Genomic DNA, 13,064 nt, shown 5'->3' with positions numbered 1-13,064 from the left:
CTTCTTCCTTTTGGCTACTGACAGGCCGGAGCCTTGCATGTTGCACCTATTGAAAACCCTGTTCCGGTCCGTTCGTCTCGCCGTGCTGGCGACGTTCTTCTGCGCGGCATCGGCCATGTCCTGGGGCGCGGCCGCTCAGGCGCAGACCGGCGTGGTGCGGATGGACAACGGCGCCCTGCTGGCGCCTGAGTTTGCCCGGATCATCAACCGGGGGGAACTGGTGGTCGCATTGCTGGGCGTGGACCAGCCGCCGTTCTTCGAAGAACGGAATGGAAAGCTGAGTGGCTTTGACGTGGATTTCGCGCGGGAGATCGCGCAGAAGCTGGGAGTGCGGGTGCGCTTCAACCGCCAGGCCCAGACCTTCGACGGCGTGGTGACCCTGCTGGCCGAAGGCCAGGCGGACCTTGCCATCAGCAAGCTGTCGCGCACGCTATCGCGGGCGCGGGTCGTCAGCTTCAGCGCGCCATACCTGTCGCTCAAGCGCGCCCTGCTGCTCAACCGCGTCAAGTTCGCGCAACTGGCGCGGGGCCGCTCGGTGCCGGAGGTGATACGCGCCTATACCGGCACGATCGGCGTGGTGGCCAAATCCTCTTATGCGGATTACGTGACGGCCAACTTTCCGCAGGCCGATGTGCGGCAATACCCCACCTGGCAGGCCGTGCTGGCCGCGCTGGACAGCGGAGAGGTCACCGCCGCCTACCGTGACGAATTCGAGGTCAAGCGCGTGCTGAAGATCGATCCCACGGCTTCGCTGCGGTTGCGGGTCGTGACGCTGCAGGATCTGGAGGACACGCTCGGCATGGCCGTCAATGCGTCGGATCAGGCGCTGCTGGGCTTTATCAACCTGTACCTGGCGGACCGCAGCGAGCGGTTCGACGTCAACGTGGTCTTGCAGGCCACCAATCACTGAGGCAGGCGCAAGCTGGACCATCATGACTCTGAAACGACTCTACGCGATCGTCCTCAATCCCTGGCTGGTGCTGGGGAGCCTGGTGCTGGGCGGCCTTGCCGGGCTTTACCTGCCGGCATTTTCCCGCAGCCTGTCGCTGATCGGCGAGGTGTACGTCGATTTCCTGAAGATGACGACCTTGCCGTTCATGATCTCGGCGGTGATATTCAGCCTGCAGCGCCTGTTTCGCGACGGCGGCGCATCGCGTCTTTTTCTGCGCGTGCTGGCGGTCTTCGCCGGCACCGCCGCGCTGGTGGCCTTGGTCGGGGCGGCCGTGCTGCTCATCCTGAACCCCGGCGCCGACCTGTCCAGCGCGACATTGCAGGCATTCGGCCTCATCGTCGGCAGCGATTCCGCCTCCAGCGTCACTGTGATGAATCTGTACGGCGCCGATGTGCCCGCCAAGACGTTGACCCTGGCCGACCTGCTCGGCAGCCTGGTGCCGACCAATATCTTCGCCGCGCTGGCCAGCGGCGACGCCTTGAAGTCGCTGGTGTTCGCGTTGCTGTTCGGGATCGCGGTGGGCTATGTGCCTGAGCGCATTTCGGTAGGCTTGAGCCAGGTGCTCGAGACCGTGTATTGCGCTTGCCAGAAGCTGATGCACTGGCTCAGCCTGCCCCTGCCTCTGATCCTGTTCTGCATGAGCGCCTCGCAGATGGCCAAGTCTGGCATCGAGCCGCTGCAGGCGATGACGCAGTTCGTTCTGGCCTTTTTTGCGGTGGCCGTGCTGCTGTTGTCGCTGGCGGTGGTGGTCATCTGGAAGCGTTCGAACCAGCCGCTGTCCGTGACGCTGGAAGCCCTGCGCGCGCCGTTCGCGCTGGCGCTGGCGACGCGCAACAGCGCGGCCTGCATGCCGAGCATGATCGAAAGCCTGGCCGACAAGCTCGGATTCGCCCGGGCTCGGGTGGAACTGCTTGTGCCTCTGGCCGTGTCGTTGCTGCGGGTCGGGCCGATGGTCTATTACGTATGCGCCACGCTGTTCATTGCGCAGCTGTATGGACGCCCGCTGGGCGTGGGCGAGGTGGCCACGGTGTTGCTGGTGTCGGTGCTGGCCGGCTTTGCGTCGGCCGGCATGACGGGCTTGGTGACCGTGTCGCTCATCGGGATCACCTGCGCCTATCTGGGGTTGCCGTTCGAGGCCGCCTTCATTCTCTTCCTGGCCATCGATCCGCTATGCGACATGTTGCGCACCCTGATCCTGGTGATCGGCAACTCGGCGGCGGTGTCGGTCATTTGCCCGCGGCCGCTGCGGGTATAGGAGGCCGCGATGACGATGATCGGAGTGCTTGGGGGCATGGGGCCGTTGGCGACGGTGGACTTCATGGGACGCATTGTTCGCCTGACACAGGGCGCGCGCGACCAGGATCATCTGCCCATGGTGGTGGCGAACCTGCCGCATACGCCAGACCGTTCTTCCGCGATCCTGGGGGATGGCCTGGATCCGTTGCCGGCGTTGTACGCGGGCGTGGACCTGCTCAATCGCAGCGGCGTCGGATTGCTGGTGGTGCCGTGCAACTCGGCACACCACTGGTACCAGCAAATGCAGCGGCGCAGCGCGGCGCCCATGCTGCATATCGGCGAGGTTTGCGCCGACGCCGTGCCGCAAGGCGGCAAGGTCGCGGTGCTGGCCACGCGCGGCACGCTGGTGTCGGGCTTCTACCAGGCGAGCCTGCGCGAACGAGGTATCGATTTCCTGGTGCCGGGCGCCGTGGAGCAGGCGCGGATCACCGCCTGCATCGCGCAGGTCAAGGCGGGAGACCTGACGGCGGCTGCGAGCCAGCTGGAACTGGCGTTGCGGCAGCTCGAAGCCGGCGGGGCGACGGCGGCCGTGATGGGGTGCACGGAGATTCCCTTGGCTGCGGGGGCGATCGCGCACGCGCCCATGCCGCTGATCGACAGCACGCAGGAGCTGGCGGCGGCAACCGTCCGCTATGCGTTGACGCGCGGTTGGAACGTGTCCGCATGAGCGCCTTGAACCGCCTCTCCGGCAGCACCGTATTGCTGGCCTTCTGCATGGCGACCGGGGCGTTGGCGGGCGTCATGGCGCAGCCGTTGGGGCACGCCGCCTACCTGGTCGGCAAGCTCTACCTGGTGGTGGTGAACATGGCCGCCATGCCCTTGCTGGTGGTGGCGATCTTCTTCGGTTTGCGCCAGGTGCTGGATATGCCGCGCCCGGGCAGGCGGATTGCGCTGACCGCGGCCCTGGCGGTGGCGCTGGTGGGCGCGTGCGCCGTGAGCGGCACCCTGCTGGGCGCGGCCGTCATGCCGGGCAAGCACCTGAGCCCGCAGGAACATGCCCAGTTGGGCGAGCTGGTCTGGAGCGAGGGCAATGCGCTGTCCGAGAACAGCGTCAGCCTGATGGAATCGCCGGATGCCGGCGCGGCAATGGGCGATGGCGCATCGCGGCGGGAGAGCGTGATGCGTGGGCTGCTGCCCGACAACTTCTTTCGCGTGCTGGCGCAGGGGAACACGCTGGGAATTCTGGTGGCGACGCTGTTGTTCGGGTTGGCCTTCGCTTCGTTGTCGCGCGAGCGTACCGCGTTGCTCGATGGAATCTTTGAAAGCTCGTACCGGGCGTTGGGGATCATCATCGACCGGGCAAATCTGCTGATTCCGGTCCTGGCGTTTGGCGCCAGCGCGTATCTGACGTCGAACGCGCAGGCGGCCACGCTGGGCGCCATGGGCGGCTTCCTGTTGTGCTTCATGTTGTCGGCGATCGTGCTGTCGATCGCGGCGATGGCCGTCATATCGGCCCGCGCAGGCCTGCCGTTCCTGTCCGTGTTGGCGGAGATGAAAGGACCGCTGCTGGTCGGGCTGGCCTCCGGCAGCGCGACAGCGCCAGTTCCGCATGCCATCGAAGTCATGAGCGCGCGCCTGGGATTCAGCCGCGGCGTGGCTGAGCTTGCCTTGCCCTTCGGTGCGGTATTCCTGAGGGGCGGGGCGGCGCTGTATTTCGCGCTGGTGACGCTATTCGTCGCGAATCTTTACGGCAGGCCTTTGGGCGGCGCGGAACTCGTGCTGGTCGCGGCGGGTTCGATGGCGGCGGCCTTCGTGTCGGCAGGACATGGCGGAGCGGCGAACGTGGCGTTCGCGGGCTTGACGCTGGGGCTGCTCGAGCTGCCGGTGGAAGCTGCAGGCGTGTTGTTCGTGGCCATTGACCTGCTGTGCGACGGATTGCGGACGGTGCTCAGCCTGCTATGCGTGTGCGTGGTCGTGGCCTGGGTGTCGGACGGCCTTTCGTCCGAACGGGCGGCCGGGCGCGACGGGACGGCGGGGCGCGCTCCTTTGCAACTGGCCTTTTCCGGCATGCAGCTGATGCTGATGGGAAGTTGCATGGTGCTGGCGGGATTGCTGATCGTATTGTTGGGTATCGGGTTGGGAGCCAGGTGATGAGAGCGACGGGGTGGGCATGGCGCGCTGCGCGAGGCGGGGTATTGATGCTGATGGCGGCCCTGACGGGATGTTCCGCGTTGGGGTTGGACTATTTCAAAGGCGAAAAGCCGGCGTGGAAGCAGGTGGTGGTATCCGCGGCCACGGACGCGAATGGCGATAGTCCGGTGGCGGTCGACCTGGTGCTGGTCAAGGACGAAGCCCTCTTGGCGCGCTTTGCCGAACTGACGGCAGCCAAGTGGTTCGCCGGGAAGGACGACCTGCTCAACACCTATCCGCAGGGATTGCGATATGAAGGTTGGGAGGTGGTTCCGGGCCAGCATCTGAGCGTACCCGGAGACAAACTCGAAGGCCCGCGCGTGGCGGGGGCATTCGTGTTTGCGCGCTATGCGGCGCCGGGTGCTCATCGGGCGCGGGTGGACGCGTTCAGCGGCCGGCTGCTGATCCGCCTGGAGAACAAGGGATTTACCGTGACGGCGGGCCAATGATGAATAGGATTCGATTCTTGCCCGGCGCGCCCGGTGCGCATGCCAGGAGGGCCGCCGCATGACCCGCCTTCAAACTGTGGTGACGGATGCCGTGGAATGGCATGAAGGCATGCTGCTGGCGCCCCAGCACTTCCAGTTGCTGGCCTCGCGCGTCGACACGCTGGTGGCGTGGCAGACGCTGGCGGCGGCGCCCTTCAGCTGGGGCGTGCGCCGGCTGGTGCTGGACAGCGGACTGTTGCCCGCCGGCATCGTGCGGGTTCTGGAGCTGGAAGCGATCATGCCGGACGGCACTGCCATTGCCTATGCCGCGCGAACGGACACGGCGGAAAGACTGGAACTGGCGCTGGATTCCCATGCGGCGCAATTGGCCGACGGTCCGATCGACTTTTACGTGACCTTGCCCGTCGCGACCCTGGCGCGACGCGAAGGGCAAGTCCGCCGATTCCGTTCCGTGGCCGGGGCGCCGGTAGAGGACCAGGTGTCCGACGCCCCTGCGGCGGATATCTCGCGCCTGCTGCCCAACCTGGCGTTGTCGGCCGGGGACGTGCCTGCCGCGCAGTTCGTGGCGCTGCGCCTGGGATCGCTCTACAAGGACAATGAGGTCGTCAGGGTTGGCGAACGCCTGCCGCCGCTGCTGGAAGTGCAACACGACAACCCGCTCTGGGTCGCCGCCTCGGCGTTGCTGGGCCAGTTGCGCGGCAAGGCTGCCTTCATCGCCCGGCAGACGGCCAATCCATCGTCCCGGGTGGATGACCGGCTGACCCAATTGGAGCTCAGGGACAGGCTGCGCAGCCTGCTCGCAGGCTTGCCCATGGCCGAGGCCGTCCTGCGCACGCCGCATCTGCACCCCTGGACCTTGTATCTGGCGCTGGCGTCCCTGGCGGGATCGCTATGCCTGCTCAAGCCTGGCGCGATATCGCCGCCGCCACCCGACTACGACCATGCGGATCCGCTTTCCGTCTTTACGCCCATGCTGCGCTTTCTGCGGGAAGCAAGCTCCGAGATCAACGAGGATTTCCGCCAGTACAAGTTCGACTTCGACCACGGCGCCTTCGCGCTGAAGCTGCGCCCGGAATGGATAGGGGAGCGGCTCGTGATCGGCGTGCGGGGCCAATCGGACCGCGACCTGCTGGCGTGGATGGCAGGGGCGGTCATCGGGTCCCAGCCTGTCTATCCATCGTTGCGCAGCCGTCGCGTGCTGGGGGCTGTACGGCGCAATGTCGAGTACGCCGAAGAACTGGGCCTGCGTTCGGGCTCGGGATACCTGTTGTTCGAGATCCAGGCCGCCTCGGGCCTGGTGCACGGCGATGAGCCATTGCTGATCGCCAATTCCAACGAGGGCGAAAGTGCGCAGCGGCCCCAGGAAATGCTGTTGTTCGTGAAGGGCTGAGGGAAGGGAGATCATGGCGAATCTGACACGCAATCGGCCCGATGGGGACGAAGACGACCTGGTGACCAGCCAGTTCCGCGGGTTTCTGGACGAACTGGAGAGAGTGCGGATGCGGGTGTCGGCAGGCGAGGCGCCATCGGCCGAGGCTGCGGCGCAGGAGCTCAGCCGGCACATGCTGAGCCTGCTTGAGATCCAGACATTGCAGGCACGCCGTGACAGCACCCGGTTCGACGCCGAGAACCTGGCCGACGCGCGCTACCTGAAGGCGGTCCTGGCCGATGAGATCCTGTTGAATGCCGAGTGGGCGGGGCGTGACCGCTGGACCGCCTATCTGCTCGAATCCAACTTGTTCCGCACCAACGTGGCGGGCGATCTGGTTTTCCAGCGCATCGAGCAATTGTTGTCGGGGCGCGAGCCATCGCGCCGCAGCATCGCCCGCCTGTACCTGTTTGCGCTGGCGGTGGGGTTTCAGGGCCGCTATCGCGGTGCGGATGCGGCGCAACGGCTGCGCGGCTATCGCGAGGAATTGTACGAATTCGTCTATCAGCGGCGGGCGGACCTGGGAGGCCGGGACCGGGTCCTGGCGCCGGCGGCGTACTCCAACATCCTGTCGCACGTCGCGCCGCGCAAGCTGCCGACGGTCAGCCGATGGACCTTCATCTTTCTGCTGGGCATGGCGTCGCTGCTGGCCGTGTCGGAGATCGCCTGGCTATGGCAGTCATGGCCGGTGCGTCAGGCGCTGCACGCCGATGTTGCCCGGGACTGACGCCATGCAGATCATCCGTGACGTGATCCAGGGAGCCTTGCCATGCTGACGAGCAATCTGTTCCTGTTGTCGGTCGTCGTGCTGACCCTGGTTGTGTTTGCCGTGCTGGGCATAGTCCTGTACTTCGCCAGGCATGGCGCCCATAAGAAACCCGAGCAGGACCGCAAGGTCGTGCGGCTGCGCTCCGATTCCTTGCGCAATGCCTTCCGCCAGGCGGTCGAGCTGATCGAGGCCAACATCGCCGCGCGCGGCGAACGCTACCGCATACCGTGGATCATGGTGCTCAACGAGGGCGACGGCAGCGGCGGACTGCCGATAGCCCAGGCGGGCGTACCCAGCGTGCTGGGCTCGGAAGCCGCGGGGCCGACGTCGACGCAGGGGATTTCGTGGAATTTCTTCGACCGCGGCATTGTCATCGATATCAAGGCGGCCTATCTGGATGCGCCGGGGCAGGACAGCAACGAAAAGCCCTGGGACGAATTCCTGGGTTTGTGCCGGAATTATCGTCCGCAGCGGCCCTTTGACTCGGTGGTGATCACGGTGCCTGCTGGCATGCTGCTGACCGCCGACACGGACTCCCAGCTGGAACTTGCCCGGCGGGCCAAGCTGGCGCATCGGCGGCTGTGGTTGGCGCAGAACCGGTTCGCCATGCGGTTTGCCGTTTATGTGGTGGTGACGGACTGCGAAGCCCTGGAGGGCTTCAGCGAGTTCGCGGGAGCTTTGCCGGAACCGCTGCGGGCCAGCATGCTGGGCTGGTCTTCCCCCTACGACCTGTCCACCACATATCAATCGGATTGGGTGGAGACGGCGATGCGCTCCATCACTGGCGCCGTGTCGGACGCCAGCGCGGAACTGTTCGCGGTCGACGCGGGCGTCGCGGACGCGCGCGGCTTCCTGCTGCTGCCGGCGCGCATCCAGGCTATGCAGGCGCAGCTGCAGCTATACGTGGACGAGCTGTTGCGGCCCAGCGCTTATCACGAGCCTTTTTTCTTTCGCGGCATTTATCTGACCGGAGACAGCGGAGAGCTGGCGGCGCGCACGATCGGGCGGCAAGCCGAGTCAGGGCCGCGAGTGGATGCCGGTGACGCCGAACCGTACCTGGGCGACGGCCGTGAGGCCGCGAATCCGGCGCTGGCGGACCTGTTGCGCCAACCGGCCTTCCTGCGGGACCTTTTCGAACGCAAGATCTTCCAGGAGTACGGACTGACCCGGCCTTCGCGCTCGCAACATCTGACCCGGCCCGTGCTGCACCGGGCGGTACGTTGGGGCGGCATCGCCTTGCTCGGGGTGTGGGGCGGGGGATTGATCATCGCCACGGTAGAACTGGGACGGCACAACGCGCCTCTGGTCGCAGCGCTGGAAGATACCCGGCGCGATGCGCGCGAGCGCGCCGTGGCGTTGCAACAGGGCCAGGAGCTGCCGGCGGAATGGTACCGGCGGCGCGCCCTGGCCTTGCTGACGCTGGATCAGGGGCTGCAGGTGGATTCCGGGTGGACCGTCTTCATGCCGGGATCCTGGTCGCGCATCGACGATCTGACTCCCCGCGTGCGTGCGCGCTTTGCCCGAGAGTTCGGCGAAATTGCCGTGACGGCTATCCAGCGTGAGCTGGCCGCGCGCGCGTCGCAGCTGACGGGGGTAGGACTGGACCCGGTGAGCGGCTTGCTGGCGTCGGACGGCATATGCGCTCCGTCCGCCAGTCTGGAGGGCGATGAAAGCAGCGCCGGCAGTCTGAGCATCGATGAACAGCCCGAACTGCGTGCATTGCAACGGTACGTGGCGGGCGCCGACCAGTTCGATGCGGCGCTGCGGGCGTTTCAGCATCTGCGCCAGCCGGGCGGCGGCAACGCCGACGCGCTGCGGCAGGTGGTCCGCTACGCGCTAGGCGCCGATCTGCAAGGCGATCTGGGTAACGTGCTTCCGTACTTCAGCCGCGGCCACGATCGAAACGTGCTCTACGGCATGACGCCGACGGCAGAGCAGGGCTTGGCCAGCTTGCAGCAGGCATTCGGCTGCGCGTTCGAGAAGGCGTCGGCGCAGCTGAACCGGCGCCTGTTTGCGAATAATCCGCTGCTGCTCACGGAGCGCGCCGTGGCGCAGTCCACGCGCCAGATCACGGACGCCGCCATGAACGCGGAAGACGCGGCGCAGGTGAGCGGCAGCTATCGCAGGCTGGTTACCGCGATCACCGCTCAACAGGATCTGTTGGCGGCCGGCAAGGGAGGATGGATGCGTCAGGCCGTGTTCACGCCAGGCGCCGCCTATGACCGCGCGATGGCTCGCGCTGCCCAGAACCGTCTGCTGGGGCCGGAGGCCGCAGCCGCGGCGCGCGAGCGCGACCGCGCGGACTTCGAGGGATTCAAGAGCGAAAGAGCCCTGCGTCTGGACGGGCCGGACAGCGGCCTGCTGTGGCAGGACAAGGAGGCGCGCTATGTGTTGTCTCCTTCCCGGTTGGCGTTGCGCGACGCGTTCGCGGGTCTGCTGGCGCAGCCTTTCATGGCCCCGCCACGCGACCTGCAGCCGCCCGTTCTGGACGGCGGCGCGGTCATCGTCTGGAACCGCGTGCAGCTGGATCAGGCCCTGGCGTTGGGCGAGGTGCGCAAGCGCTTTCTCGCGGACGGGATGAAGAGCGTGCCGCCCACCTTGTCACCGGTGGTGGAACGGACGCTGGACGTGCAGTTCGGCAGGCTGGTGTTCGACCAGACCATGGCAGCGGCCACGCCGGCGCAGGCCGATGCGGGAGAAGACAGCGCTGCTTTCACGGCGGCACGCAATCGCTTGCTGCGGATCCGCGCCTTGTTGGCCGAGTTGGGCGCGACGCGGCAGTCGGACACGCTGGATGCCCTGGTGTCCCGCGACGCGATGGAGCATTTGCGCCAGGTGGATCGGCGCCTGCAGCGTTCGGAGCTGTACGCGACCCGGTTCGATGCGGAAGCCGCCGCGCCGGCCGTGCGCACTTCCGTGCTGGCGATGTTCGGCGTCGCTGACGCCGCCGGCCTCGGACCCTATCTGGACCATCAGTCGGCGCGCGCCCTGACCTTGGGCGCCGAGGCCGGGGTGTACCTGGCGGCGCTGGATCCCATCAGCGCGGCCTCGCCGCTGGCTCAACGGTGGCGCGCCATCAATCAGGATCTGGAGCGGTATCGGTTGCGCAATCCAAACAGCAGCTTGCTGCGCCTGGAACAGTTCGTGCAGGCAGTGGCGGACCCGGCTTCGGGCGGCTGCAGGGCGCGCCCCGCGGGTCCGCCGCCGGCCGGCGGCGACGATTACTTCGGCGCCGTGTATGCACGTCTGTACAGCGCGCTGCAGGGACGTTGCAATCAACGGTATGTGTCCGACCTGCGCCAGCAGTGGGAGGATTTCTCCGCGACCTTCAACGTGCTGGTGGCGGGCCGCGCGCCGTTCAATCCGGGCGCGGTGGGTGCGGTTGCGCGGTATGCCAGCGTGGGAGCCATTGCCGCACAAGGCTCCGCGGGGCTGGCGTCGGCGGATTACGGGCAACTTGGCCAGACCTTGAAGCGTTATGACGGAGTGGCCGGAACATACCGGGATGCGGACGGCGAAGCCAGGGGCGCGACTCCATCCGGATCGGTCATGAGGTTCATCGACAATTTCGCGCAGGTCCGCGCCCTGTTCGCGCCCTTGTACCCGTCCGAGGATGCCGGGGTGGCCGGCTATGACCTGAATGTGGAGTTCCGGGCCAACCGCAGCGATGAATTGGCCGCCAACCAATTGATCGACTGGACGCTGAACATAGGGGGGCAGAGCCTCGCTCTGGGCGACGCGTCCAGGACCCTGCACTGGAATTACGGCACGCCGGTCACGCTGACGCTGCGGTTAGCCAAGGATTCGCCGCTGATCGCGATGGCGGACCCGCGGCAGCCCGCCCTGACGACCGACGGGCGAATCCTGACGTGGCAATTCAGCGATCCTTGGGCCTTGATCTCCATGATGCAGCGCCACCAGGCCGCCGACGCCGGGCCACGCGGAGCAGGCCCGCTGCTGCGCTTCGATTTTCCATTGGGAATGGCCAACGCGGCTGGAATGGCGCGGGTGCCGGACCTGGAAGAGGGGCGGGTGTTCCTGCGCATCGCCCTGATGCCGGCAGGCAGGAAGACGCCGCTGCAATGGCCGAACAGTTTTCCGGCGCGCGCGCCGGAATGGAGCGCGCAATGAGCAAGCACGAAGCAATGCCGCTGGAGGGGGCGGTACTGGAAGCCCTGCTGGCGCCGTTGCCGCTGGAAGGCGGCGCGGGTGCCGCGCTGCGCTATGCACCCGTGTACCAGCAGATCCAGGATGCGCGCCGGCATGACGACGCCAGTCTGCCGATGGGCGACTGGGACCGTCCGTTGCAAAAAGCGGATTGGCCGCTGGTTGCCGCGTTGTGCCAGGAGGCTCTGGCAACGCAGGGCAAGGACCTGCAGGTGGCGGCATGGTTATGCGAAGCCTGGACGCGCTTGCATGGCCTGGAAGGCCTGGCGGCGGGGATTCGTGTGCTGGACGGCCTGCTGCAGCGTTATTGGGAAACCGCCTGGCCGCGGATGGAAGACGAAGACGCGGCCGACGCGCGTTGTGCGCCGTTCATCTGGCTGGACACCACCCTGTCGCTGGCCTGCACGCTGCATCTGCCGTTGCTGCGCGCCGAAGACAGGGAGCCGCCCGAGATCAATCTCTACGATTGGGAGCGCGCCTGCAATACGTCCCGTGCGATTTCCGGCATCGAAACGGATGCGGAATCTGAATCTGAACCTGCCGAGCCTGCGCTCAGCCGGGATGCCTTGATGCCGTATGCGGCGCTACCGGCCAACCGTGCGGGACTTCAGTCCATGGTGAGGTTCGTCGACGCGGCCGCAGCCGCATGGGAAGGGCTGGAACGCAGATTGGACGAACGGCTGGGGCGCGACGCGCCGGGGCTGCGGCGTACTCCCGATGTATTGGCCCGGCTGGCGCGCGTGGCCGGCGGCCTGCTGGCCGAACACAGCATCCGGTCAGGGGGAAAGGGCGAAACCATCGCCGGCGATGCCAGGAAAGCGCCGGCGCTGACAATGCCCGGCCGGGCGCATGCGGATCAGGAGGCCGCGGCCATTCATGATCCTGTGGACGCCGGTGTCGTGGCGTCGTTGGGTCCGCTGACCAATCGCGCGCAAGCCTACCGCCAGCTATCGCGCATCGCCGATTACCTGGCGGCGATCGAACCGCACAGCCCCACGCCCTACCTGTTGCGAAAGGCAGTGGCCTGGGGCGGCATGTCATTGGCGGACCTGATGCAGGAAGTCGCGCAGGAAGAGGGGGGAATGGCGCGGTACCTGTCGCTGTTGAACGAATAGCGGAACGGTTACTTGGGTTTGCCCAGCAAGCCGCCCCGGCGCGCCAATAGTGTGGCCTGCGTGCGGTTTTGCACGCCGAGCGCAGACAGGATGGCGGTGATGTGAGTTTTGACCGTTTTCTCGGCCACGTCCAGTTGCAGCGCAATCTCGCGGTTGCCTATGCCGGCGCATATCAGGCGCAGCACGTCGCTTTGCCTGGGAGTCAATTCGCTGAGCAAGGCAATTTCATCGGTCATGGCCGCGCACGGTATGGCCGCGGCGGTGGGCGGCTGCGCGCCTGTTCCTTGCGGCGATTGCATTTCCTCCAGCGCTGCGAGCAGCATCTGGCTGCTTGCGGACTTGTGCAGGAAGCCGCGCGCGCCTGCCATCAGCGCGCGGTCGCGGTCGTTCTGGTCTTCGGAGGCGGACATCACCAGGATGCGTATGCCGGGGCGCAATTGGCGCAGGCGCTTGAGCAGCGCGCTGCCGCCGATGTCCGGCAGGTAGTAATCCATGATCACGCAACTGATATCCGCACGGGCTGCAAGCATCGAGATGGCCTCGTTGCCGTTCGATGCCAGGCAGATTTCAAGGGAGGGCGCCAGCCGTGCAATGGTCAGTTGCAGACCCTCGCGAAACATTGCGTGGTCGTCGACCATCAGCACAGCCGTCATGGGAATCTCCGGGTAGGGTGGCCAGCTGCCGGCGGGGGCGGTGCTGGCTCCGGAGCGCCGCGGAGCACCCTGCGCAGGGCAATTCGGCGATGACATAATTTGTT

The 13,064-nt window shown here is 66.5% G+C and carries 10 protein-coding genes; 9 read left to right on the top strand and 1 reads right to left on the bottom strand.

Annotation, left to right across the window (positions count from 1 at the left end):
• The first annotated feature begins 37 nt into the window (after positions 1-37).
• Genes HV793_RS02000 through tssA form a run of 9 tightly spaced genes read left to right on the top strand, consistent with a single transcriptional unit; the run spans position 38 to position 12,307 of the window.
• Complete coding sequence (locus HV793_RS02000; protein WP_225588892.1) at positions 38-910, top strand: ABC transporter substrate-binding protein; 873 nt, start codon at positions 38-40, stop codon at positions 908-910.
• Between the two features lie 22 nt (positions 911-932).
• Positions 933-2,207, top strand: a complete 1,275-nt coding sequence (locus tag HV793_RS01995; protein ID WP_054451875.1) for a dicarboxylate/amino acid:cation symporter — start codon at positions 933-935, stop codon at positions 2,205-2,207.
• Between the two features lie 9 nt (positions 2,208-2,216).
• Positions 2,217-2,915 (top strand): cysteate racemase, encoded by a 699-nt coding sequence (gene cuyB, locus HV793_RS01990; protein WP_175212570.1) that lies wholly within the window; start codon positions 2,217-2,219, stop codon positions 2,913-2,915.
• Positions 2,912-4,339 carry a dicarboxylate/amino acid:cation symporter gene (locus HV793_RS01985; RefSeq protein ID WP_054451873.1) on the top strand — a complete coding sequence of 476 codons (1,428 nt, stop codon included), beginning with the start codon at positions 2,912-2,914 and terminating at the stop codon, positions 4,337-4,339. Before cuyB ends, HV793_RS01985 begins: the two co-directional genes overlap by 4 nt.
• A gap of 47 nt (positions 4,340-4,386) precedes the next feature.
• A complete protein-coding gene (locus HV793_RS01980; RefSeq protein ID WP_175212569.1) occupies positions 4,387-4,827 on the top strand; it encodes a hypothetical protein in 441 nt (146 codons plus the stop codon).
• A 58-nt stretch (positions 4,828-4,885) separates the two neighbouring features.
• Positions 4,886-6,217 (top strand): type VI secretion system baseplate subunit TssK, encoded by a 1,332-nt coding sequence (gene tssK / locus HV793_RS01975; protein WP_175212568.1) that lies wholly within the window; start codon positions 4,886-4,888, stop codon positions 6,215-6,217.
• A 22-nt stretch (positions 6,218-6,239) separates the two neighbouring features.
• Positions 6,240-6,983 (top strand): DotU family type IV/VI secretion system protein, encoded by a 744-nt coding sequence (locus HV793_RS01970; protein WP_054452301.1) that lies wholly within the window; start codon positions 6,240-6,242, stop codon positions 6,981-6,983.
• A gap of 42 nt (positions 6,984-7,025) precedes the next feature.
• A complete protein-coding gene (locus HV793_RS01965) occupies positions 7,026-11,156 on the top strand; it encodes a type VI secretion system protein (protein WP_175212567.1) in 4,131 nt (1,376 codons plus the stop codon).
• A complete protein-coding gene (gene tssA / locus HV793_RS01960; RefSeq protein ID WP_225590379.1) occupies positions 11,153-12,307 on the top strand; it encodes a type VI secretion system protein TssA in 1,155 nt (384 codons plus the stop codon). The genes HV793_RS01965 and tssA overlap by 4 nt, the downstream gene beginning before the upstream one ends.
• 8 nt (positions 12,308-12,315) lie before the next feature.
• Here tssA and HV793_RS01955 read toward each other — a convergent pair whose 3' ends face one another.
• On the bottom strand, positions 12,316-12,960 hold the full coding sequence (locus HV793_RS01955; protein WP_054451868.1) for a response regulator: 645 nt from the start codon (positions 12,958-12,960) through the stop codon (positions 12,316-12,318).
• Between the last annotated feature and the right edge of the window lie 104 nt (positions 12,961-13,064).

It is taken from the genome of Achromobacter aegrifaciens, assembly GCF_902859965.1.
GTDB lineage: Bacteria > Pseudomonadota > Gammaproteobacteria > Burkholderiales > Burkholderiaceae_B > Achromobacter > Achromobacter aegrifaciens.
Note: the sequence above shows the minus strand (reverse complement) of the source record. Positions and strands in the feature narration are given on the sequence as shown.

Coding starts and splice junctions, on each gene's coding strand:
- HV793_RS01965 (WP_175212567.1), top strand. CDS start 7,026: ATGCTGACGAGCAATCTGTTCCTGTTGTCGGTCGTCGTGCTGACCCTG.
- tssA (WP_225590379.1), top strand. CDS start 11,153: ATGAGCAAGCACGAAGCAATGCCGCTGGAGGGGGCGGTACTGGAAGCC.
- HV793_RS01985 (WP_054451873.1), top strand. CDS start 2,912: ATGAGCGCCTTGAACCGCCTCTCCGGCAGCACCGTATTGCTGGCCTTC.
- cuyB (WP_175212570.1), top strand. CDS start 2,217: ATGACGATGATCGGAGTGCTTGGGGGCATGGGGCCGTTGGCGACGGTG.
- HV793_RS02000 (WP_225588892.1), top strand. CDS start 38: ATGTTGCACCTATTGAAAACCCTGTTCCGGTCCGTTCGTCTCGCCGTG.
- HV793_RS01955 (WP_054451868.1), bottom strand. CDS start 12,960: ATGACGGCTGTGCTGATGGTCGACGACCACGCAATGTTTCGCGAGGGT.
- tssK (WP_175212568.1), top strand. CDS start 4,886: ATGACCCGCCTTCAAACTGTGGTGACGGATGCCGTGGAATGGCATGAA.
- HV793_RS01980 (WP_175212569.1), top strand. CDS start 4,387: ATGCTGATGGCGGCCCTGACGGGATGTTCCGCGTTGGGGTTGGACTAT.
- HV793_RS01995 (WP_054451875.1), top strand. CDS start 933: ATGACTCTGAAACGACTCTACGCGATCGTCCTCAATCCCTGGCTGGTG.